Origin of the sequence: Tolypothrix bouteillei VB521301 (genome assembly GCF_000760695.4) — a bacterium.
In the GTDB taxonomy this organism is placed as follows: Bacteria; Cyanobacteriota; Cyanobacteriia; order Cyanobacteriales; family Nostocaceae; genus Scytonema; species Scytonema bouteillei_A.
In genome coordinates this window covers 8,059,984-8,083,008 of the sequence record NZ_JHEG04000001.1, presented here as the reverse complement: position 1 = coordinate 8,083,008, position 23,025 = coordinate 8,059,984, and the positions used below count along the sequence as shown (strand labels likewise).

General features: G+C 43.5%; 17 protein-coding genes and 1 pseudogene. 7 read left to right on the top strand and 11 right to left on the bottom strand.

The window, feature by feature from the left end:
- The first annotated feature begins 187 nt into the window (after positions 1–187).
- A complete protein-coding gene (locus HC643_RS33080; RefSeq protein ID WP_038080426.1) occupies positions 188–682 on the top strand; it encodes a hypothetical protein in 495 nt (164 codons plus the stop codon).
- A gap of 273 nt (positions 683–955) precedes the next feature.
- Here HC643_RS33080 and HC643_RS33075 read toward each other — a convergent pair whose 3' ends face one another.
- The 8 genes from HC643_RS33075 to HC643_RS33040 form a co-directional block, all read right to left on the bottom strand.
- Positions 956–2,140 (bottom strand): transaldolase, encoded by a 1,185-nt coding sequence (locus HC643_RS33075; protein ID WP_038080428.1) that lies wholly within the window; start codon positions 2,138–2,140, stop codon positions 956–958.
- A gap of 732 nt (positions 2,141–2,872) precedes the next feature.
- Positions 2,873–3,184, bottom strand: a complete 312-nt coding sequence (locus HC643_RS33070; RefSeq protein ID WP_202048679.1) for a type II toxin-antitoxin system RelE family toxin — start codon at positions 3,182–3,184, stop codon at positions 2,873–2,875.
- The gene (locus HC643_RS33065) at positions 3,185–3,448 is read right to left on the bottom strand and encodes a type II toxin-antitoxin system Phd/YefM family antitoxin (protein ID WP_038080430.1); all 264 of its coding nucleotides are present in this window, start codon (positions 3,446–3,448) and stop codon (positions 3,185–3,187) included.
- A 494-nt stretch (positions 3,449–3,942) separates the two neighbouring features.
- Complete coding sequence (gene pyk, locus HC643_RS33060; protein ID WP_038080449.1) at positions 3,943–5,376, bottom strand: pyruvate kinase; 1,434 nt, start codon at positions 5,374–5,376, stop codon at positions 3,943–3,945.
- 362 nt (positions 5,377–5,738) lie between these two features.
- Positions 5,739–6,785, bottom strand: coding sequence for a type I glyceraldehyde-3-phosphate dehydrogenase (gap, locus tag HC643_RS33055; protein ID WP_038080451.1), 1,047 nt, complete (start codon positions 6,783–6,785; stop codon positions 5,739–5,741).
- Positions 6,786–6,992: 207 nt separating this feature from the next.
- Entirely contained in the window at positions 6,993–9,374 is a 2,382-nt protein-coding gene (locus HC643_RS33050; protein ID WP_038080432.1) for a phosphoketolase family protein, read from the bottom strand.
- 849 nt (positions 9,375–10,223) lie between these two features.
- Positions 10,224–10,958: a ribosome maturation factor RimM gene (gene rimM / locus HC643_RS33045; RefSeq protein WP_237265998.1), complete on the bottom strand. Its 735-nt coding sequence runs from the start codon at positions 10,956–10,958 to the stop codon at positions 10,224–10,226.
- A complete protein-coding gene (locus HC643_RS33040) occupies positions 10,959–12,239 on the bottom strand; it encodes a valine--pyruvate transaminase (RefSeq protein WP_038080434.1) in 1,281 nt (426 codons plus the stop codon).
- Positions 12,240–12,724: 485 nt separating this feature from the next.
- On the opposite strand from HC643_RS33040, the gene HC643_RS33035 reads away from it, so the two are divergent.
- Positions 12,725–13,855 (top strand): S1 RNA-binding domain-containing protein, encoded by a 1,131-nt coding sequence (locus HC643_RS33035; protein WP_038080436.1) that lies wholly within the window; start codon positions 12,725–12,727, stop codon positions 13,853–13,855.
- 607 nt (positions 13,856–14,462) lie between these two features.
- Positions 14,463–15,413: a class I SAM-dependent methyltransferase gene (locus HC643_RS33030; RefSeq protein WP_038080437.1), complete on the top strand. Its 951-nt coding sequence runs from the start codon at positions 14,463–14,465 to the stop codon at positions 15,411–15,413.
- A gap of 435 nt (positions 15,414–15,848) precedes the next feature.
- Here HC643_RS33030 and HC643_RS33025 read toward each other — a convergent pair whose 3' ends face one another.
- A complete protein-coding gene (locus HC643_RS33025; RefSeq protein ID WP_167844798.1) occupies positions 15,849–16,463 on the bottom strand; it encodes a GPO family capsid scaffolding protein in 615 nt (204 codons plus the stop codon).
- A gap of 94 nt (positions 16,464–16,557) precedes the next feature.
- Between HC643_RS33025 and HC643_RS42255 the strand changes: the two genes are divergently transcribed.
- A complete protein-coding gene (locus tag HC643_RS42255) occupies positions 16,558–16,683 on the top strand; it encodes a hypothetical protein (RefSeq protein WP_272900007.1) in 126 nt (41 codons plus the stop codon).
- 59 nt (positions 16,684–16,742) lie between these two features.
- Positions 16,743–16,853, top strand: a pseudogene (locus HC643_RS42450) (two-partner secretion domain-containing protein); the annotation flags it as partial.
- A gap of 418 nt (positions 16,854–17,271) precedes the next feature.
- On the opposite strand, the gene HC643_RS33010 reads toward HC643_RS42450, so the two are convergent.
- The gene (locus HC643_RS33010) at positions 17,272–19,620 is read right to left on the bottom strand and encodes an ATP-binding protein (protein WP_167844797.1); all 2,349 of its coding nucleotides are present in this window, start codon (positions 19,618–19,620) and stop codon (positions 17,272–17,274) included.
- Positions 19,621–19,864: 244 nt separating this feature from the next.
- Here HC643_RS33010 and HC643_RS33005 point away from each other — a divergent pair, with 244 nt between their 5' ends.
- The gene (locus HC643_RS33005) at positions 19,865–20,131 is read left to right on the top strand and encodes a hypothetical protein (protein ID WP_137986558.1); all 267 of its coding nucleotides are present in this window, start codon (positions 19,865–19,867) and stop codon (positions 20,129–20,131) included.
- A gap of 83 nt (positions 20,132–20,214) precedes the next feature.
- Positions 20,215–21,327 carry an S-(hydroxymethyl)glutathione dehydrogenase/class III alcohol dehydrogenase gene (locus tag HC643_RS33000; protein ID WP_038080916.1) on the top strand — a complete coding sequence of 371 codons (1,113 nt, stop codon included), beginning with the start codon at positions 20,215–20,217 and terminating at the stop codon, positions 21,325–21,327.
- Positions 21,328–21,551: 224 nt separating this feature from the next.
- Here the strand turns inward: HC643_RS33000 and HC643_RS32995 are convergent, their stop codons facing one another.
- A complete protein-coding gene (locus HC643_RS32995; protein WP_038080915.1) occupies positions 21,552–23,018 on the bottom strand; it encodes a carotenoid oxygenase family protein in 1,467 nt (488 codons plus the stop codon).
- Positions 23,019–23,025: the final 7 nt, after the last annotated feature.

Sequence of the window (23,025 nt, the reverse complement as noted above, 5' to 3'; positions counted from 1 at the left end):
ATGTCGGTAAAATTATGAAATTATTGTGCTTGACCAACACTTATCTATCGTACAATGCCTTATTAGTGTTTCAATGCATACTAGTATTATGATTGTAACAAGGTATAAAATGTGGTTTTCAAAGTTAAATTAAATCCCGGTACTGATAATTTGTCATATGAAATAGTAGGGTCATAGAAGCAAGAAAATGGAAGAAGAAAATATTACTGTCACGGAAGCTATAGAGTTATTATTCGGCTCTGCGTCATTACAGCAAGCAATTCAAGCTGAGGACGAAGCAGATTGTGACGTCAGTGCGGGATTAGATTGGGATAATCAAGCATATCTTGCTTTTATCCAAAATCCAGCTTTATTAGGAAGGCTGACTGAATTACGTGTTTCCCTCAACTGCGAAATTCAACGACTGCTAGCCGAACGAAATTTAGGAGTAGGGGAAAATGCTGCTGTTGAAGTTGCGCGTTTGCGTTTGTTATCTCGTTTGCGATTACCTGAACAGACCGTAATTCCCATACTAAAAACAACATTAATGTGCGATGATTTATATAAAGAAGAGTTTATTAATGATACCCAAGTCTTACGTAATTTATTAAGTGTATTGCTACTTGATAGTGATTGGGAAGATATTGCTACAGCAGCCGGAAATGCTGTCCGAGACCAAGTAATGCTTTTAATTATTGCGTAGAATTATTGGTATCTCTCCGATTTCTTAAAAAGTCGAGGTTCCTATTTCTTGGCGGCAATAGTTTTGGTTCTTCAGTACTTGTTAGTTTAGCATAACAAGTACTGAAGAGCCAAAAAATTTGAAAAAACAATGAAATGCACGATGGGCAAATTGTGGCAACCGCACTAGTTTTGGCAAGCAAAGGTGAAGATATACAATTTTGAGGGCAGGAGACAGAATGCTCTTGCTTGTCTGCCTCCTAGCCTCTGCCTTTGTTTCTAAACCAATCGTTTCTTATTTTGCTACCTCTGCCATTTGAATGACTGCTCCCAAACCAGCACCCATTTCTTCTGGTGTAATTTTGCCATCTTTATTTACGTCTAAGGCATCGAATACAGCATCGGTACCCATCCATTCTTCACGGGTGATAAAGCCATCACCATCTAGATCGTACACGTGGAAAATATCTTGGGTTGCATGGCTGAGGGTTGATTTTCCATCCAAACGAGCCAGTCTTTCTGCTAGGAGTGTTTCCAAAGTTTCTAGTGCTTTGGTGAAACCCTTGATCCCTTCATCTAGCTTGTCGTTTGCCATGCGATCTTCCGCATGCATCTTGTCGAAGGTCGCTTTGTCCATCGGAATTTTTTCAATATCCGATGTTGCTGCTTTGCTCGGTTCAAGTTTGCGAGGTAAGTCTCCTATCGTCGCTTTTAACTCACCTAATAGCGCTGGAGAAATGGTTAGCAAGTCAGAGCCAGCAAGTTCTATAATTTCCCCAATGTTGCGGAAACTAGCGCCCATGACTTCTGTTTTGTAACCAAATTTTTTGTAGTAGTTGTAAATTTTGGTAACAGATAAGACTCCTGGGTCTTCAGTAGAAGGGTAACTATCGCGTCCGGTTTCTTTTTTGTACCAGTCGAGAATGCGACCCACAAACGGGGAAATCAAAGTAACACCCGCTTCCGCACAAGCGATCGCTTGATGAAGACCAAACAGCAAAGTCAAGTTACAATGTATACCTTCTTTTTCTAGAATTTCCGCAGCGCGAATTCCTTCCCAGGTAGCAGCAATTTTAATCAGGACGCGATCGCGAGAAATTCCAGCTGCTTGATACTGAGCAATTAAATCCCTTGCTTTGGCAACAGTCGCTTCTGTATCGTAGGAAAGGCGTGCATCAACTTCTGTAGACACCCGACCCGGAATAATTTGTAAAATTTTCAAGCCAAAGGACACTGCCAAACGGTCAAATGCTAAAGCAGCTACATCCTTTTGACTTGCTCCCCGTCCTGCATCTTTTTGGGCTTGGAGTAGAGTCTCGTCTACGATTTCCCGATACTCTGGCATTTGTGCTGCAGCAGTAATTAGGGAAGGGTTTGTGGTAGCGTCTTGTGGCTTAAACTTTTCAATTGCTTGGATATCCCCTGTGTCAGCAACGACAACCGTAAACTCTCTTAACTGCTCCAGTAAGTTTTTAGACATATATCCTCCTATTAGGTTTGCGATCGCTTCGGCGCAAGCCGTACCCGGCTATCGCCCTTGGCGCGAGCCGTACACGGCTTATTGCACAAAAACAACGTTACTCGTCTTAACAGTACCTATCCACCTCTTACCATCTTAGATTGCACTGAGAACAGGTGACATCGTTCTCAATCTCTATCAAACTTGTTGGCAATTGGAACTTCATCTCAAATCTATAAACTTCCGCAATAGCTTGAATTAACTTAAGATACAAACCTCAAAAATTAGATAGTTCTTAGTCAATGGTCAATAGTATTGTTTGGAAATCCCCATTTTGTTTGTTTTTTTTAAGATTTTGTTGCTCGTAACTGCTTACCGCAAATAGAAAAGACAAGCCGGCGAGCCCAAATACTGTAAGGTAGAGCACAATATCTGTCATCAATAGCCCAGTTTGGAATTATCCCGGAATCTGATTTGGTTTTTGAACTACGTGTAGGGAAACCACCCTCCTACGAGTCTTTATGAGCGTTGAGAGGAGCCGCCTTAGGCATTCTTAGCCCTGCTAAGGTGGTTAATGTCATTCCAATTCTGATAATATAACCTTTGGTACTCTCTCTACGTATGTAATTATTTAACGTAGTACTTCCAAGAGTACATAGAGGGAAGAGGAGAGAAATCAAAAGCTCCTGGGAACTCCAGTCAAAGATAGGTGTGAAATCAGGAGTAAAATTAAAGGGGTGTGAAATAATCTCTTTATTCTTCGTCTAACTCATTTTCTAAAATAGCATAAATATCCTGTCTCTCACCTTCCCGACGCATTCCAACACCTACAATTACAACAATAATTCTATTTCGATCGACACGATAAACAATACGATAGCGTTGACCAACTGCCCTTACACTACGATAGCCTTGAAACTGACCTGTAAGAGCTTTACCCTGTTTTTCTGGTTCTATTTTCAGTTTTTCAATTTTTTGACGGAGTGCTTTTTGTTCTCTTTGGTCTTTAACCTTTTTCAGTAATTCAATAGCTAAAGGAATAAACTCAATTTCATATTCCATCATTTACCATTCTAATTCTTTCATGGCTTCTGCCCAACTTACCCTTTGACCTTCTCGGTCTTCTTGAATTCCAGCTATTAATTGTTCTTTAAATTCTGGATCGGATAAAATTTCCATAGTTTCTAACATAGAAATATATTGCTCATAGCTAATAGCTACCATAACTGGCAAACCTTGATTAGTAACTATTACAGGTTCATTACCTAACTGTTCGGGTAATTGAAGAAGTTCATTTCTTGAGTCAGTAATGCTAATTGATTTAGACATCTTACATTATTTTTTTAATACTAAAATTCAGTTTAACATTAAAATTGCCTTTAGCGCTCTAAATACATAAAGACGGGAGCATCCCAAAGAGTGCCAATTGCCTTCAGAATTCTATTCTGAAGCTATACAAACCAAGTCCGCATCGGCGGAGTTCATATTTAAGTCCCATTAGGTGGTGAGTCCAGAGAAAGTAGGCGGGTTTCCCACGCCCTGGGAACTGGCGTATAGCTCTGGCGGGTATAGCCCAAAGGCATCGCGAAGCGTGTCGCGATAGCGACGAGAGCGTCTGCCTTGCACATAGCGTCTCCGCTCCTGAGATACAAGGGAGGGACTTCGTTTGTGTAGCGGCGATTTCTAATCGCGGTCAACGAACCAATTGTTCTTCTACATTTTTGACTTTCTTTAATCAGCGACTGGGGACTGGAGATTGGTAACTGGGAAATCAATCGCCAATCCTTTTTTCATCCGTTATGCTGTACGCAAATGATAGCTGCTTAAGCTGAAATAGGCTGTCCTATGGTATGCACTTTCACTAAGCTTGTAGTTCCTGACTTACCAATGGGTACGCCTGAGGTAATGACGACTCTATCCCCTTGTTGAATCAGCTCCGTCTCTAAAAGAGTTTTTTCCACATTTATCAACATCTCTTCGGCGGTATAAACGGATTGGATGAGTAAAGGTTCTATACCCCAAGAAAGTGCTAGCTGACGGTAAGGGGTGTCGCAAGGGGTCAGAGCAAGAATTGGAGTTGTTGGACGGTATTTAGAAATGAGCCTTGCTGTATTGCCACTTGAAGAGTGACAAACAATTGCTTTAGCACCTGTTTCATAGGCGATGCGACAAACGGCTTCGGCTAAAGATTCAGTAACACTCAAACTTCCCGCATCGTAATTCCATAAGGCTTGACGTGCTCCTTCTTTGAGAGAATTTTCCGTTCTTACAGCAACACTGTGCATCATTTTGACGGCTGCTACCGGGTATTGTCCTACAGCAGTTTCTCCTGACAGCATGACTGCATCAGTCCCATCTAAAATTGAGTTGGCAACATCGGTGACTTCTGCACGGGTGGGATCGGGGGCGCTAATCATCGATTCCAACATTTGTGTGGCGGTAATGACGGGTTTACCCGCACGGTTACATCGGAGAATAATATCTTTTTGAATTAGGGGTACTTGCTCGATGGGCATTTCTACTCCGAGATCGCCACGAGCTACCATAATTCCGTCAGCGACTTCTATAATTTCATCAATATTCTCTACTGCTTCTCGTCTTTCAATTTTGGCAATGATGCGAATATTTGCATTTGCTCCTTCAATCATCCTTTGTGCTGGTTCTAAGTCTTGGGGCGATCGCACAAAGGATACTGCCACTAAATCTACACCTAATTGAATCCCAAAACGCAAATCGCTTAAGTCTTTTTCTGTAATGGAGGTTACAGGTAAACGCGTTTCTGGTAAGTTTACGCCTTTGTTACTGGATATCAAACCGCCAATGATGACCTGTGCTCGAATCCGATCCGCATCGCGATCGCAAACAATCACTTTGATGCGACCATCATTAATGAGAATTGGTTCGCCGCGTCGAACCATTGCAAACAGAGTTGGCAATGGTAGGGGGATTTCGTCAGCACTTTTGCCTTCTTTTTGCAGCACAAAAGTTACTTCTTGACCCGCCTCTACAGTAATCCCTTCTTGTGGTAAAACTCCCAAACGAATTTTGGGACCGCACAAATCTTGCATGAGAGCAAGAGGCTTCTGTGTTGCACTACTAATTTGCCTGAGATATTTGATGGTTTGACCGTGAAAGGCGTGTTCTCCATGAGAGAAGTTTAGTCTTGCCACATTCATACCTGCATCCACCAAAGATTGGAGTCTTTCTGGTGTAGATGTAGCAGGTCCGACAGTACAAATAATTTTGGTTCTTCGCATAATAAAGTATTTTTGAATTCCAGCCATAAAAATTCTCTGTTGTCCTCATCCCCTATTTTTTTAGGGGAGAAACCTTTCTTGAAGACCTCTGTTCAAGAGAAAATATAAGGTTGAGAGAAATCAACTTCAGTACTGACTAAATTAATGCAAATTTTTGACATTAAATCAATCAAGTAATATTACTCTTGCCAAAAATATTATTCTATGTATCCTCATCTTTAATAACCGCCTACATTGTAGGTTCAATTTCAGGTTTCCGAACTTGTTTTATACAGCTAAGTATGTAAATATTTGTAAAATTCATAGAATTGCAAACAGCTATCAGTTATCCAGCAAGGGTGATAACTGATAGCTGTGGCTTGTTAAACTGCTACAGCAGTCCGTTCTAACAAACCTTCTTTTTGTGCCATAGCCAACATCAAGTCAATGACACGATTTGAGTAACCCCACTCGTTGTCGTACCAAGCAACAACCTTAAAGAAATTAGAGTTCAATTCGATCCCAGCACCAGCATCAAAAATACTGGAATGGGAATCGCCCTGAAAATCTGTAGAAACCACTTCGTCTTCCGTGTAGCCTAAAATTCCTTTTAGAGCGCCTTCAGAAGCCTCTTTCATAGCAGCACAGATTTCTTTGTAACTGGTAGCTGATAAAGTTTTGAATGTCAAATCAACAACAGAGACATCGGGAGTAGGAACTCGGAATGCCATACCGGTTAACTTGCCTTTCAATTCTGGTAAAACCAGTGCGACTGCTTTTGCTGCACCTGTAGAAGAAGGAATGATGTTCTGAGCAGCACCTCGTCCTCCCCTCCAGTCCTTTTTACTCGGACCGTCTACGGTGGGCTGGGTCGCAGTCATAGCATGAACTGTCGTCATTAACCCTTCGGTTAATCCAAATTTGTCATTCAGTACTTTAGCAACGGGGGCTAAACAGTTCGTAGTACAACTAGCATTGGAGACAACAGTATCTTTTGCTGGATCGAATAGGTGATGGTTTACACCTACTAATAGGGTAGGAACTTTCTCCGGATCTTTAGTGGGAGCAGAGATTATAACTCTCTTGGCTCCTGCTTGCAGGTGGTTTGCAGCACCTTCAAAGGTAGTAAATAAACCCGTAGATTCCACAACATAATCTGCACCTAATTTACCCCAAGGTAACTCTGCAGGGTTACGAACCGACACGCAAGGAATGAAACGTCCATTGACAACAATGCCATCTTCCTTTGCCTCGACCTGACCCTTATAACTACCGTGAGTTGAATCGTACTTCAACAGGTATGCCAAGTTATCTGGTGGTACGAGGTCGTTTATGCCAACAAACTCAATGTTGGGGTTATCGATACCAGCACGAAACACAAGTCGCCCAATACGACCAAATCCATTGATGCCAACTTTCAGCTTACTCAAGATGAAACCTCCTGTTTCGGGATTGGGATTGGGAGTTAGGGATTGGGAATTTGTCCGAATCCTCAGTCCCTTCTTGACCCAATCCTGCCAATGTATGTTAGCGAAAGCCAAGTTTAATTGACATCTTTTAAGATTTGTAAGGGAGGGTTAGTTGTTAGTCGTTAATGGCTAGTTGTTAAAAAAACCACCAACCACTAACAAATTCCTCTAGTACGGCCACTTCCATTCACGAATTTCTGGCATATCTTCGCCGTACTTGTGAATGTAGTGTTTGTGCTCAATGAGCTTGTCTTGCAGTGCCTGCTTCACGTAAGCTGCTTTGTATCCCAGTTGTGGTACGCGATTAATGGCGTCCATAGCTAGGTGGAAGCGGTCTAAATCGTTGAGGACTACCATGTCAAAAGGTGTAGTTGTTGTTCCTTCTTCCTTGTAACCCCTTACGTGGAGGTTTGCATGGTTCTGGCGACGGTAGCTTAAACGGTGAATCAACCAAGGATAACCGTGGAAGGCAAAGATAATTGGTTTGTCAGTTGTGAAAATGCTGTCAAAGTCAGCGTCGCTAAGTCCGTGGGGATGTTCGCTTGCGGGCTGGAGTTTCATTAAATCTACAACGTTCACTACCCGTACCTTGAGATCGGGGAAGTTTTGCCGCAGAATGTCTACAGCTGCTAAGGTTTCTAGTGTAGGAATATCTCCCGCACACGCCATCACTACGTCTGGTTCTCCACCTTGGTCGTTACTTGCCCAATCCCAAATACTTAAGCCTTTGGTGCAGTGTTTGATCGCCGCATCCATGGGAAGGTATTGCAATGCGGGTTGTTTTCCAGCGACGATGACGTTGATATAGTTGCGGCTTCGCAAGCAATGGTCGGTTACAGACAACAAGCAATTGGCATCAGGTGGTAAATATATCCGAATTACATTTGCTTTCTTGTTGACCACTAGGTCAAGAAAACCGGGGTCTTGGTGAGAGAAACCGTTATGGTCTTGACGCCAAACGTGAGATGTGAGCAGGTAATTGAGAGAAGCAATTGGTCTGCGCCAAGGAATATGATGGCAGGTGTCAAGCCACTTGGCGTGCTGGTTAAACATGGAGTCTACGATATGGATAAACGCCTCGTAGCAGGAGAAGAACCCGTGGCGACCCGTCAAAAGGTATCCTTCCAACCAACCCTGACACGTTGTTTCGCTCAGAATCTCCATGATTCTACCATCGGGTGATAGGGCATCATCATAGGGATACTTCTCAGCTAGCCAAGTCCGGTCTGTCACTTCAAAAATAGCATCTAAGCGATTTGATTTGGTTTCGTCAGGACCAAAGATGCGGAAGTTAGCGCTATCTAAGTTGCGTTTCATCACATCTCGCAAAAACTTTCCAGATACCTTTGTGGCTTCACCAATTGTTCTGCCAACTTCGGTAACATCGATCGCATAATCGCGGAAGTCAGGCATTTTCAAATCGCGCAGTAAAAGACCACCATTAGCGTGAGGGTTATCGCTCATGCGTCGGTGTCCTTTGGGAGGTAATTCTAACAGTTCTGCGATCGGTGTACCATTTTCATCAAAAAGTTCTTCTGGTTTGTAACTTCTCAACCACTCTTCTAAGAGTCGCAAGTGATCTGGATTGCCTTGTAACTCGCCAAAAGGAACTTGGTGCGATCGCCAGTAATCTTCTGTCTTCTTACCGTCAACTTCCTTGGGACCCGTCCACCCTTTGGGGCTTCTCAAAACAATCATGGGCCATTGCGGGCGTTGGGAGAAGCCATTATTCCGAACATCTTCCTGAATTTCTTTAATTTCGTGAGTGATGGTTTCTAAAGTAGCTGCCATCAACTGGTGCATGGTTTCGGGATCGGAACCTTCCACAAAGTAAGGCTTGTAGCCATAACCTATAAATAGGCTTTCTAACTCTTTGTGGCTCAAGCGTGATAGCACTGTTGGGTTAGCAATTTTATAACCATTGAGGTGAAGAATTGGAATGACCGCACCATCACGGACGGGGTTAAGAAACTTGTTGGAGTGCCAACTTGCAGATAGGGCTGCAGTTTCGGCTTCGCCATCCCCAATCACACACGCAACGATGAGGTCCGGGTTATCAAAAGCAGCACCATAAGCGTGAACGAGGGAATAACCCAATTCACCGCCTTCATGAATAGAACCGGGAACTTCCGGCGTACAGTGGCTACCGATCCCGCCGGGGAAGGAGAACTGTTTGAAAAGTTTTTTTATTCCCTCAGCATCTTGAGATACATTGGGGTAATACTTGCTGTAAGTCCCTTCTAAATAAGTATTCGCAACTATTCCAGGACCGCCATGACCGGGACCTGCGATGTAAATCATGTCCAGATCGTACTTTTTAATAATCCGGTTGAGGTGAACGTAGATAAAGTTCAGACCGGGAGTTGTTCCCCAGTGTCCCAAAAGTCTGGGTTTGATATGTTCTACTTTCAGTGGTTCTTTCAGCAGTGGATTGTCCAGCAAATAGATTTGTCCCACCGAGAGATAATTCGCTGCACGCCAATAGGCGTTCATCTTCTGCAGTTCGTCATCTGATAACGGCTTTGTCTGCGGACGGCTCGCTAAAGTCATATGAAAACTCCTTCACAAAAGGATGTTTGCAGATTCCCACGTGTAAGTTTATTTGCCACCGATATAGGGATCATCATACCGATGACACAATACTATAAAACTTGCGGTTATACGAACCTGACCTAAGTAAGGTAGGTATGTCTGATGTAGTATCTCCTTTTGGGGAAGCCATCAGACTGAGTGGGTTATTTTTTACATAGCAACAAAACCATATAAACTAGGTTTAATTACTTCTTGTGAAAGGCTAACAAATGAAGTCCATTCTTGCTAGTTTTGTAACAAATATTTTATTTCACCTTAAAATCATCATTAATTTTTTAATTGTCAAAATCTTATTTTTCCCACTTCGTTCTGCCTTTTGATAGAGGTTTAACACATGGGTTCTCCAGTACTGCCTTGGGTTAGATTAAATCTCGATTAAGAAATAGGGTAATTGGATTAAATAAATTTTTCTTATAAAAAGATCTCATTATAAATAGATTGCAAAAAATAAAAATTTTTACTCTAATAAAAGTAATTAATAAGCTGCTAGATCGCTGATTTCTTATAGAAGTCGGGGATCGGGGCAAATTATGAAACGTACCACTAGTCGTTCATGTCATTATTGTTGCTAAATTTGTTGAGTTGTAAGTGATTTTTACGGTGCTTTCAGCCCAACTCCAAACCTATTAAAACTAATGACACGTATCGATAGTTTTCATCAAATTTTTTGATGATTATATCCATTTATATATGCTAACATCCGTTTTAAACAATTATCTCAAAGAAACTGTGTATTTGTTGCCTAAAGTCAGATAATTTTGACTAAAATAAGCATTGTAAATACTCAGGAAAACTGTCCGCTCCAAACTAACTGTAAATTTCCAGCAATCCTGATGGCGGAGTAATCTCAACACGACCACCTTCTAAATCCACAATAGGCACAATTGCCGTGACAAAAGGAATCAAAACAGTTCTTTGTGCCTTATCCCTTGAAGAATCCAGCCGTACCTCTATCAGGTCATGCCCTGCAGAAAGCAAATCTACAATCGTTCCTACAAACTCTCCAGATTCTTGGATATAGACTGACAAACCAATCAAATCCAAGACATGATACTCATCTTCCCCCAATTGGGGGCGATCGCTCTCCAACACCAGTAACTTATAACCCCGCAACTCCTCAGCCCGATTGCGATCCCCAACCCCAGATAACTTAACAATATACAAATTTTTCCCTTCGACATTGCGCCCCGCCAGTAACTCAATGGGTTGGGGTTCCATTTGCGCCGGACACCACAACCAGCGTTTTCCAGGAACCTCAAATCGTTCTGGAAAATCCGAGTTCGATAACACGCGAACTTCACCATGCAAGCCCTGGGCAGCAACAATTGTACCAATCTCTATCCAACCATCAGGGAATTGAGGGGGAGATGGGGAGAGGGGGGGATGGGGAGAGGGGGGGATGGGGAGAGAAGGGGATGAGGGAGAAGTAGATTGTCCCCTTGTCCTCTTGTCCCCTTGTCCTCCGGTTCCCTTACCTCCTTGTCCCCGTCTCCCCTTCTGCTTCATGTCCTTTTTTGCGCTCTTCGCGTCTTCGTAGTTCATTCAAACACTCACAGCGGATGTCTGATAAATCTGTTGTACAACCTTTGCCAAACGCTCCATACCAGTCGCAATTTCCTCATTGCTACCAGTCAAGCTAATGCGTACACACTGTTGCTTGTGTACCCATTCCTCCTGCAAGCCGGGGAAAAAGGTACTTCCAGGTACAACTATAACACCCACCTTTTTCAGTTCTTGATACAATTCCCAATCTGTCATGGGTAAATCTTGCAACCACAACCAAGCAAATATCGCCCCTTCCCCTCGATGGAGGAACCAAGGTAAATGTTCGGGCATAAACTTGTTCAAAGTACTTTCCAAAACAGTAAACTTGTTTTGGTAAAAGGGACGAATCACAGAAGTAGAAATTCCTGCTAGCGCACCAGAGTTAATGGCGATCGCAGCAATTGCCTGTCCGTACCTTGATGCATGGAGACAGGCATTGGTTTGGAAGCATTCCAAAACTTGAATAATTTTTTCATCACCGATAGCAATCCCAACACGTTCTCCTGGTAACCCTGCTTTCGATAAACTCATGCAGTGAACAATGTTATCCCCAAAAATCGGCGTCAATTCAGTGAAGTTTAATGCTGGGAAAGGAGGACCGTATGCTGAGTCAATAAACACTGGCACATCATAAGGCGCAGCGAGGGCAGCAATTTTCTTCACCTCATCATCAGTCAAGACATTACCTGTGGGATTACAGGGACGAGAGAAAATGATACAACCTGTTTGTTCTGTAATCGACAAGTTGCTAAAGTCCGGGCGGTATTTAAACTGATGCGCCCCTGCGTTTATATCTAGTGTTGGCTTGTAAGCAATGAGTGAGTCTGGTACCAGCGTGACGCCACCATAACCCGTGTAGTCCGGACTTAAAGGTAAAACAATTTTTTTCAGTTCTCCACTAGTGGTGTAGCCGCCAAAAGCATTAGCAGCATAGAAGTAAAGACTTTGACTCCCTGGGGTAATCAAGATGTTGCGATCGCTCAACTTTAGCCCAAAGCGGTGATTAAAATCATTGACAACAGCCTCAATCAATGGTGCATAGCCCTGACTCGATCCGTAGCGGCAAACAACCTCGCCATAATCGGGGCTAGAGAGCAATTGTGCAGTACAATCTCGCCATAACTGCTCAACTTGCGGCAAAATCAAAGGATTGCCAGCACTCAAATTTATCAACTGCCCCGTACTAGATTGTAAAGTTTCGATAATGTCCTTCATAATGGCTCTAACGCCAGTTAGTTTGGACATATTGACGCCGAATTGAGTCAGGGCAGGGTTCATAAGCGATACAAAATGACTGTTAATTTACTAAATGGACATATTTATGGCACGGTTGCTGCTGACAGAAGAAGTTTGCCAAGAGCCACACTGCCACTTCTCTACCACTGTAACTAGTGAATCACGATATCGTACAGCAGTACTTTCTTTATAACTGTTCTCGTCTGTAGAATAAAGATACAAATTTGATAAAAAATATATAGTACAGTATACGGTTAAGCTTACAGCAATTTTCAGATCGACAAGCACTAGTACAGCGCGACGGAAATCTTCCGATAATGTATGTCACCAATGGACGTCCTTTGTAAGTCTATTTGAAGGGTTTAGCTGCTTATCATTGAACCTTTTAGGTACAACCGCACCTAAAATAGCCTTATTACTCATCCAGAAAGAAAATGTTAAAAAAAATACTTCATAATTTGTGTGTAGCTTTGACGATGCTAAATTGGTTTTGTCTATAAGCGATCTCGATATATTGTTTTGAATCAATGAGAGTGACCCTTAAGCAATCTAAGAATGAAGGTATTCTCAGAGGATGGATTTTGCTTGGTATAGAAGCCGATGATATTTGCACTCAAATTTGGACATCATCTACTTTCGATCCTTATCAAGAACTGTACATCTGGCTGGGGCAAATTCGAGGCTCTCAACTACCTGCAAAAATGATAATAGATGAGGAAGGTCATGGAGTAGAGCTGATAGCTGAGCGTTTGAGCGATCTACTTGTGCAATTCCATATAGAGCCGTGGATGTGCGGTATCGATACTACGACACGTCTCAAGATTACTACTGAACGTTGTGAATTGATTGAAGCTTTTCATGATGGGATCGTCAAATTTCTGAAAGATGAGTATCAACCATCACAATGGTCGCTGCTTGATAATTTGAGCAATACAAATTGGCAAGCTTTGCTCAAGCCGGGTAATATTAGGGGTCAAAATTGGCAAAAACGTTTGGCAATGTACGGGGGAGGACGTGACAGAGGTAGCGAAACCGGACGTGAAATTGTATGGAACCAACTAACACTAAAACAACAATGGCTGGTAAATTTACACGATGCAATGTTATGGGCTATAGATTTAACAGCTAACGATCGGCGCACAGAAGCCTACGCATTGGTCAGCTTCTACAAAAATATACCAATCGATCTTGCTTTAGATGAATTAGATGCAAGTTGGTATGAGAAGCGAAGAATTGAGCTAAACAAAAAATCTGGACTGCATGAGAATTCTATCGAAAGACGAACACCATTAAATCGTGCTGCTTTAGCAAAAGCAAGATTCAAAACGCTAAAACTTGGTCAACTGGTAGATGGTAGTATTTGTCGAATTCGCTCCTACGGTGTCTTTGTTGATATTGGTGGGTATTATGCACTATTATCTACCGCCACAATTTCCCAACAGCCTGTTGAGCACCCAGAGTTGGTTTTTCAAGTTGGGGACTGGGTTAGAGCAATAATTGTCTGGATTGATGTTGACAAAGAGCGCGTGTCACTCTCAACTAGTGATTTAGAGAATGAACCAGGCGATATGCTTAGAAACCCATTAGTTGTGTATGAAAAAGCAGAAGAAATAGCAGCAAGATATCATCAGAAAGAATGTAAATATGATACTTTTTAAAACCCAATTCTTTAACCAGTAAACACAAAATATATAAGTAGTTCTGGATATTTGGGCTTGTGCCAAAAGAACGAGACTGCAACAAAGGAGGACGACGCTGCACGAACGGGGGTGATCTTTACCATTGTGACCCAGCTTGTAGACCAGTGGTACGAATACCTCAAGCAACGCGGTGTAAAATTTGAAAAACCGCCTGCATTTAACACAAAGTATAAAATATACCACTGTTTTTGCGCGTTCCCGATGCTTATTTGATTGAAATTCAACAGTTTGAGACTGATGGAGCATCTGAAATCTGCGCTCCGGCAGTATAGCCGAAATCCCTAAAATCTCATAGTTTTTCGCTCGTCAATTTACGGTTTCGATGAATTCGCCAACAAAATCACATTACAAGCGGACTCGCTTTTTTGGACTTTGGACAAAAAATTTAAAAAATATATAAGTCCTCTAAAAAAGAGAGACAAACCAATATAATAATAGCTATCGAGCCCCATTAAATCTTAGTTTAGCCAGTTTTATTTAATGACATGGGTAACTGATAACCCTGATAGTTATATTAGTTTCCACCTATCTACTTAGTGCTTTTGCCTTTATTTTTTGCAAGCCGATGAACAACAAACTAAAACCAGACTGGGCCGGAGAAAATATGCTCTCCAAGTTCGTCAATCTCCTAATCCAGACTAAACCCATCTATAAATTGATGAAACACCAAGCAAGGCTTGTACTCATCAAAACTGCTGAAAAAAACGGCATTCCTTGGCGCAAAAACTACGAAGCACTCAAATCATCGGGAGTCAAACAACAACTGGCAAAGGTGACTAACCCCGATATTGTTTATCCTGACTACTACAAAGTTCCTTTCCATGCTTACACTGAGGGCAATCTTTGCTGGGACGCGGCTTTTGAAACGGAGTCAGCTACTTACTCAATGGCGTTACGGGTTTGGCCGAAAGAAAACTTGACTTGCTCGGTTGCTCATGCACGCTTACGAGGTAGCTTTCATCAAGTTCTTGCAACCTATGGGCCTTCTGAAGTGCGGGATATCTTAGACATCGGTTGCTCCGTGGGTATTTCTACCCTGGCACTACACCGTTACTATCAACAAAAGCAGGAGCATCCTGTACGTACAGTGGGTCTTGATTTGTCGCCGTATATGCTCACTGTCGCTCGCCATTTGGATGTCAATGATGAGATAGCGGAATGGATTCACGCCCAAGCCGAAGATACAAAACTCTTAGATAACTCCTTCGATTTGGTGACACTCCAGTTTGTTACCCATGAACTTCCAGGCTATGCTAGCAAAGCAATTTTCGCAGAAGCTCTGCGGCTGCTGCGACCTGGTGGGGCGATTGCATTGGTAGATAATAATCCAAAATCCCAGGTGATCCAAAACCTGCCACCAGTTCTATTTACGTTGATGAAAAGCACCGAACCCTGGAGCGATGACTACTACACTTTTGATATTGAAAAAACATTGTCAGATGTAGGTTTTGCTCAACCCATTACCGTGGCTAGCGATCCCCGTCATCGTACTATTGTCAGTAGAAAGCCTGATTGAGAAAACAGAAGTACTTAGGCATTCTCGTACTTTCCACAAAACATTGCAGAAAGTATACAACTGTCTGTCCAAAATGTAAAAAATTTTCAATAGTTGAAAAACCAAGAATAGCTGGTTTGACAGAATGTCTATATTGTCTAGCAAGTTTTTATATTTGTGAAAGAAATGATGAATTTGATAATTTATTAAGTTAAAGGTGAAATTTAGATATAGAGTAGCTATAGATGTAAACTGCTAGAAACGATTGATAAAAACTGTACTTTGTTGCAATTCTATTAGGTGACTGGTGAATGGGGGCGGTATAACTTCAGTCGTATCACGTTGCTTATTGCATTCCAAAACCTACGCATAAGGGCGATAAGCTGAGTACAGCTTGCGCTTCGCGATAAGCTGGGTACAGCTTGCGCCAAGGGCGATCGCTTTGTTGAAAGTGATTTACTGGCTGATTGGATGATACAAACCATCATCTTTATAGCGCCAACCCGTTTTACTTGTATCCCGACCTCGAGACCACTTCTCAAACTCGACTTCGCTCAAATTTTTCCTTTGTTTGATTAGGGTGGATACCTCAACTGCCAATCGGCGAGCTAAATTTTCTTCAGTAAAGGGCTGAAGTTCGAGAGGCTGCTGTACGACGTAGGGATTGTTATACGGTGTTCTGTATCCCTTTCTTTGACCGTATTGTTTCTGTACAACGGCTCCTTCGAGTATGGTGATCTTCAGTGTAACCGCTTCTAGCTTCTGTTCTAAACTGCCCAAGGATTTCTCTAACTTCGCTATCGATTTGCTATCGGTATCGCGATTTAAGTCAGTCAATCGGGATTCCAATTCCTCTACCCTTTCGACTAACTGTCTTACTGCTTCACTATCCGTCCCAAAATCGCTATCGCTATTGCTATCAATATTTGTTATCAAATCCTGCAACCCTTGAAGCAGGGCTTTCGTATGACCTTCCCTATGGAGTCGAGCCAACTCCTTCACCACCGGAATCAGCACGGTGGGGACGCGGAGCATTTGACTGGGTGGGGACTGTTTTGATGGAGATTTCAACGTTGACTAACCTTGATAGCGAATTTGCTGACGATAATGCTATCAACATAGCATAGCATTAACTTCACAGCTTGATTAGTGCGGAGGTAAGTAGATGAGGATAACTGTTAAGGAGTTGTTGCAGCGTTATGGTGCTGGGGAATGGGATTTCAGTGGCTGGAAAAGTTCCATCGGGATACAAAAAAAATTGCTGAATACAGTACAAAACCTCCACAGATAACTGCGGTGGTGTAACAGTACGGTCGGGATATTCGTGGACGGTGATGCGGCTGGGTGTGGAATCCGAATGGCATTGTGTTTGGTGCCAATGCTCGCTTAGATATAGGTGGTTCGTTGATTGGAAGTACTGCAAATAGTCTAAAATTTGCAGATGGGACGGAATTTAGAGCAAAGCCTGAAGGCGTTAATACAGCAATGGGAATTTTGGAAGTGCCGCAGGAGTTGCAAGGACGACAACTTAGTCTATGGACTTCGAGTTATAGTCCCAAACCCGCGTTCTCTCCTCGAGCAACTGTCACAAGGACAACGGCAAATCAAGGGTTTGGGGCAGAAATTCTGCGATGGGCGACAGAAGTCCAAGAATTGCTGCTTCCAAAATCAGTCGGGTTTGGGCGATCGCGTTTAGCCCCGATGGTCAAATGCTGGCGAGTGGCAGTGATGACCAAACGATTCGGCTCTGGAATGCACGCGACGGCACCTGCCTGGTGGTTTTGCAGGTTTAAAATCCCCTGTGTTTCAACCAGGGGAGATGTCAAGTGGTTCATAGCGCTAATTAAAGTCCAGGCTTCTCAACTTTGCCTGGTTTGAATTAAACGCTGGCTTCTTCAAATAACCGATTCAGACTAGCGACGAACTCCTCTATCTGTACCTTATCCATCTCGCGCCACCCATCAAATCCCAGGAGGGATGTGACAGTTTGTTGGCTAACCGGATAAAATTCAGCAATCGTATGTGTTGATACCCATAGTCGGACTTTTCCATCCATCGCAGGCTGTCCCGAAATAATAAACAGGCATTGAGAGGAATTTCTTCGCGCAGTACATAGCAAGTGAGCCGCAGGACTAATCATCAGGTTAGTAGGCCACGGATTCAGTGTAAGATGGTGTTTCTTAGCTGCTTGTATCACCATCTGAAATTCTTTGCCAATGCCATGAGCCTCAGCCATCGCCATGAGTGCTTCTACACTTAAGCGTTGATTTTTCAGACTGGTTGTCAATTGCCTTCCGTTTGAGGAAGCAACCCGATGTGTTATTGGGGATAGTTCAGACGACTGCTCTTGCGTGGGCACAGTTGTGCGATCGCTTTTAGCAGTTCCCTGCTGTAGCTCCGAGCGCTGGTTAAATGCCTCTGTTAACGAGCTCACACAAGCTTGCAACTGCTGAATTTGTTGCTCTAGCCCGGTAGGGTCAAACGGCGCTGGTATTGGCGGCAGTGCTGAAACCTGCTCTTGCAGTTGTGCGGTGCTTTGGCTTAAGCGTTCTATTTGCTGTAGCTCCGAGCGCTGGTTAAATGCCTCTGTTAACGAGCTCACACAAGCTTGCAACTGCTGAATTTGTTGCTCTAGCCCGGTGGGGTCAAACGGTGCTGGTATTGGCGGCAGCGCTGAAACCTGCTGTTGCAGTTGGGCGGTGTTTTGGCTTAAGTGTTCTATTTGCTGTAGCTCCGAGCGCTGGTTAAATGCCTCTGTTAACGAGCTCACACAAGCTTGCAACTGCTGAATTTGTTGCTCTAGCCCGGTGGGGTCAAACGGTGCTGGTATTGGCGGCAGTGCTGAAACCTGTTCTTGCAGTTGGGCGGTGCTGCTTTGGCTTAAGCGTTCTATTTGCTGTAGCTCCAAGCGCTGGTTAAATGCCTCTGTTAACGAGCTCATAGAAGCTTGCAACTGCTGAATTTGTTGCTCTAGCCCGGTGGGGTCAAACGGTGCTGGTATTGGCGGCAGTGCTGAAACCTGCTGTTGCAGTTGTGCGGTGCTTTGGCTTAAGCGTTCTATTTGCTGTAGCTCCGAGCGCTGGTTAAATGCCTCTGTTAACGAGCTCACACAAGCTTGCAACTGCTGAATTTGTTGCTCTAGCCCGGTGGGGTCAAACGGCGCTGGTATTGGCGGCAGTGCTGAAACCTGCTGTTGCAGTTGTGCGGTGCTTTGGTTTAAGTGTTCTATTTGCTGTAGCTCCGAGCGCTGGTTAAATGCCTCTGTTAACGAGCTTATAGAAGCTTGCAACTGCTGAATTTGTTGCTCTAGCCCGGTAGGGTCAAACGGTGCTGGTATTGGCGGCAGTGCTGAAACCTGCTGTTGCAGTTGTGCGGTGCTTTGGCTTAAGTCTTCTATTTGCTGTAGCTCCGAGCGCTGGTTAAATGCCTCTGTTAACGAGCTCACACAAGCTTGCAACTGCTGAATTTGTTGCTCTAGCCCGGTGGGGTCAAACGGTGCTGGTATTGGCGGCAGTGCTGAAACCTGCTCTTGCAGTTGGGTGCTGCTTTGGTTTAAGTCTTCTATTTTCTGTAGCTCCGAGCGCTGGTTAAATGCCTCTGTTAACGAGCTCATAGAAGCTTGTAACTGCTGAATTTGTTGCTCTAGCCCGGTAGGGTCAAACGGTGCTGGTATTGGCGACAGTGCTGAAACCTGCTGTTGCAGTTGTGCGGTGCTTTGGCTTAAGTGTTCTATTTGCTGTAGCTCCGAGCGCTGGTTAAATGCCTCTGTTAACGAGCTTATAGAAGCTTGCAACTGCTTAATTTTCTGGTTAAAGTCTTCGATTTCCTGCTTGGTGGCACTCTGGCTGGTAATCTGTTTTGTGTGGATAAGTGCTGTTTTCAGTTCCTCAATCTGTTGCTCCAGGTTAGTGGGGTCAAAGGGTGCTGGTATTGGGACAGCAGACAGAGTTTCAACTGAGGTGCGTACCGATTCCATCTGTGCTGACAGTTGCCGATCTACGTGTGTGACGCGAGTGCCCATTTCAGACGAGACAGCAGTTATATTCTCCTGTAAGCCCTGCTCAAATCGGCGTCGGTTGATCAGGCTCAGCGAGAGGGCTAAACTCAGGGGCGCAACCGCATAGATCAGCTGCTGGGAAAAAACTGCAAATACTGACCCAGCGACAGAACCCGCTACAGATACAGTTTCTGTTATTTCCAACCCATTGCGGTTAATGGAGTCTTTCATGCGCTACACCCTCAGTGTTTTCTTTGCCTATGATAGAAAACTTAACATATCCGCAGTCCCAGAAGAGTTGCAGAGTTTTTATAGCAAAATTCTATCCATCTTATATATAACGATAAAACTTGTCGAAGTACACAGTGACGAACTGTGCGAATTGTATCCCGTGTTAACCAGCGGTATTGATTGAAAAATCGACTTAAAGCTCTTGCAGACTTTGTTTGGCTGTGTTCAGGTAAAGGACGACCTGGTGCTTTTAAAAACAATCCCCTTGATTGTCTTTCTGGTACTGGGTCAGCGAGACAGCAGTGAAAAATTACAAATTCAACCACTAAATTTAAGTGCGATCGCGCTTCTTTATAGGGCTGTTGATGTTATGTTGGCGGTAACTCTGATAAGTCATCACCTGATGGTTGGGGACTTGGTCTTAACCAAGATTTTCAAAACTTCAAACCAATTGCCACTTAAAAAAAGAACAAAGGAGTCAGTCGTCAGAATCTTGCCTCCAGTACGCTAGAAGAATTTTAAAAAAAGATATGAAGTCATCTGCGGTTGAGTAAACTCAAGTGAGTTAGTATAGCTGATACAGGAAGGCTCAACTTGGAAGTTAAAGCAGCAGTGGCTCACGGAGCTAATAAGCCGTTAACAATTGAAACCGTTCAACTTGATGGACCCCGTGCGGGGGAAGTGATGGTTGAAATTAAAGCCAGTGGCGTTTGCCATACCGATGCATATACCCTTTCTGGTGCCGATCCCGAAGGTTTATTTCCAGCAATTTTGGGACATGAAGGTGCTGGGGTGGTTGTGGAAGTAGGGGAAGGTGTCACTAGTGTTAAGCCTGGTGACCATGTTATTCCTTTATACACCCCAGAATGCCGCCAGTGCGAATATTGTCTGAGCATGAAAACAAATCTCTGTCAGGCAATTCGTGCGACACAAGGACGTGGTGTTATGCCCGATGGTACCAGCCGCTTTTCAATTGATGGGCAAATGATTCACCATTACATGGGCACATCTACGTTTGCCAATTATACAGTCTTGCCAGAAATAGCTGTAGCAAAAATTCGTGAGGACGCACCTTTTGATAAGGTCTGTTATATTGGGTGTGGTGTAACAACGGGTATTGGTGCTGTCATCAATACAGCTAAAGTAGAACCAGGAGCCAATGTCGTGGTTTTTGGTTTGGGTGGAATTGGTTTAAATGTCATCCAAGCTGCAAGGATGGTAGGAGCCAATACAATCGTGGGAGTCGATATTAACCCCAAGAAAAAAGCTTTGGCGGAAAAGTTTGGCATGACTCACTTCGTCAATCCAAAAGAAGTTGAGGGTGACTTAGTTCCCTATCTCGTTGATTTAACTAAGGGTGGTGCTGATTACAGTTTTGAATGCATTGGCAATGTAAACGTCATGCGCCAAGCATTGGAATGTTGCCATAAAGGTTGGGGTGTCAGCGTCATTATTGGTGTTGCAGGTGCAGGTCAGGAAATTAGTACTCGTCCTTTTCAACTTGTAACGGGGCGGGTATGGAAAGGTTCGGCATTTGGTGGAGCAAGAGGGCGTACTGATGTGCCAAAAATTGTGGATTGGTATATGCAGGGCAAAATTAACATCGACGATCTCATTACTCATGTGATGCCTGTGGAACGTATCAATGACGCTTTACAGTTGATGCATGAAGGCGAATCCATTCGTAGTGTGGTGACTTTTAGTTAAATGTAGGGTGGGCAATGCCCCACCCTACCTGGGGAATTCGCCAATCCCCAACTCCATTTCTCCGATTTATACATAAGAAATATTTATATGTAAAATTACCCTTAATTATGTCAAAAGTTTGAAGTCATAATTAAAAATTTCAGAGAGAATAGAGAAAATTCTATGGTTTGCACGCTGAAACCGCCTTTTAAAGGCGGTTTTCTCTACTACCTTCATGGAGCTAGCTATGCAGGTTTCCACGTACCGTGGAAACTGTGGGGAATAACGCTTGGTAATTCCAATTTGCACGCAGGTTCTTTGTCTAAACCATCTGCGTCATAAATCCAAACTTCACTGCGATCGCCTTTGGCGCAAGCTGTACCCAGCTTATCGCAATTCCCATCATACACAACTGTGATGACCCAACCTTTGTCGGGATTTTGGGAATCTGGAGCGTAAATGGCTTCGGAACAATAGCGATTTTCACCACTATCAGCAACCGTTAAAGTATCAGTTTTGTGGTCAAAACGGGCGATCGCACCAAAGATTTCTTTTCGAGAATCGACTCCAGTACGCTGTACGGTGAGATAAGTTTGACTGCTAGCTTGTCCCTGGTGTTGTGGCGGTACCACAGGGAACTCACAATGACGATCCATAATTTCTGCCATTGCTTTGACTTTACCCGTCAAAGGATCGAGGCACATTCTCCACAATGTACTGACTGCTAAAGTATGAGTCTCTCCCGTTGCGACTTCTCTTAAATACTGGTTAGTCTGAAAATCGGGATACCTGACTATATCTACAATAACCGCTCCACCAGCATCTACATAGCCGTTAGCAAAATGCCACTGATACCACGGTTCTGCTTCACCGCGACTCACCACTTGCAATGTGTGACGGTCAACGACTAAAATTTGGGTTCCCTTGTTTGATTGCCACTGCAAAGCATGACCAAAATCACTCAAGCCTATAGCGGTCGGCAAAAGGTTAAGCCGCACGGGGGGAATACAAAAGACAAGATATTGCCCTGCAAAAACAAAATCATGCACCAATGGAACTCCATCTAGGGCGTGCGATGCTTTTTGGACAATTTTACCCGACTTATCGCTTCTATAAATATTTAAGATTGCATTTAATCCTGGAGTGACGCCAAAGTTAAAAATTTCCCCTGTCTGCGGATCGCGCTTGTAGTGAGCAGAATAAGGCATTCCCACCGTTAACGCACCTAAATCATCTTCACCGAGAGTTGCCAAAGTTTGCAAATCAAGACCGTGAGGTTTACCACCTTCCCACAATGCCAAAAGTTTATCGGGCAATGCCAGTACACTAGTATTAGCAGCGTTCTTAATCGGTTTCAACCATTGATTCCATATCGGTCCGGGTGCAGTCATGCCATAATTGCCATAAAGCAAACGATCTTTTGCTTCTTCTTCTTGATAACCAACCGTTTGTACGTAGCGATATAGCCCAGTCGCCCCTGAATCTGTAAAATGTACGGCAAGAATGGCTCCATCACCATCAAACCAATGTCCCATCTGAAGACCGTTGCGTTGCAATCTTGCAGGACCGTTACGGTAGAGTGTACCCCGCAAACCTTCAGGAATTTTGCCAGATAGGATTTGCAGTGGAGTTTGTGGAAATTCTTTGGCTGGTTGGGCTAGGGCTTTTGCCCACGCTTTTTTTGTTGACTTTTTTTTGTCAATTGTTTGCATGAATTGC

Bases quoted from the DNA above. Each gene is read 5' to 3' on its own strand.
- HC643_RS33080 (WP_038080426.1), top strand. From the start codon at position 188: ATGGAAGAAGAAAATATTACTGTCACGGAAGCTATAGAGTTATTATTC.
- HC643_RS33075 (WP_038080428.1), bottom strand. From the start codon at position 2,140: ATGTCTAAAAACTTACTGGAGCAGTTAAGAGAGTTTACGGTTGTCGTT.
- HC643_RS33070 (WP_202048679.1), bottom strand. From the start codon at position 3,184: ATGATGGAATATGAAATTGAGTTTATTCCTTTAGCTATTGAATTACTG.
- HC643_RS33065 (WP_038080430.1), bottom strand. From the start codon at position 3,448: ATGTCTAAATCAATTAGCATTACTGACTCAAGAAATGAACTTCTTCAA.
- pyk (WP_038080449.1), bottom strand. From the start codon at position 5,376: ATGCGAAGAACCAAAATTATTTGTACTGTCGGACCTGCTACATCTACA.
- HC643_RS33050 (WP_038080432.1), bottom strand. From the start codon at position 9,374: ATGACTTTAGCGAGCCGTCCGCAGACAAAGCCGTTATCAGATGACGAA.
- rimM (WP_237265998.1), bottom strand. From the start codon at position 10,958: ATGAACTACGAAGACGCGAAGAGCGCAAAAAAGGACATGAAGCAGAAG.
- HC643_RS33040 (WP_038080434.1), bottom strand. From the start codon at position 12,239: ATGAACCCTGCCCTGACTCAATTCGGCGTCAATATGTCCAAACTAACT.
- HC643_RS33035 (WP_038080436.1), top strand. From the start codon at position 12,725: ATGAGAGTGACCCTTAAGCAATCTAAGAATGAAGGTATTCTCAGAGGA.
- HC643_RS33030 (WP_038080437.1), top strand. From the start codon at position 14,463: ATGAACAACAAACTAAAACCAGACTGGGCCGGAGAAAATATGCTCTCC.
- HC643_RS42255 (WP_272900007.1), top strand. From the start codon at position 16,558: ATGAGGATAACTGTTAAGGAGTTGTTGCAGCGTTATGGTGCTGGGGAA.
- HC643_RS33010 (WP_167844797.1), bottom strand. From the start codon at position 19,620: ATGAAAGACTCCATTAACCGCAATGGGTTGGAAATAACAGAAACTGTA.
- HC643_RS32995 (WP_038080915.1), bottom strand. From the start codon at position 23,018: ATGCAAACAATTGACAAAAAAAAGTCAACAAAAAAAGCGTGGGCAAAA.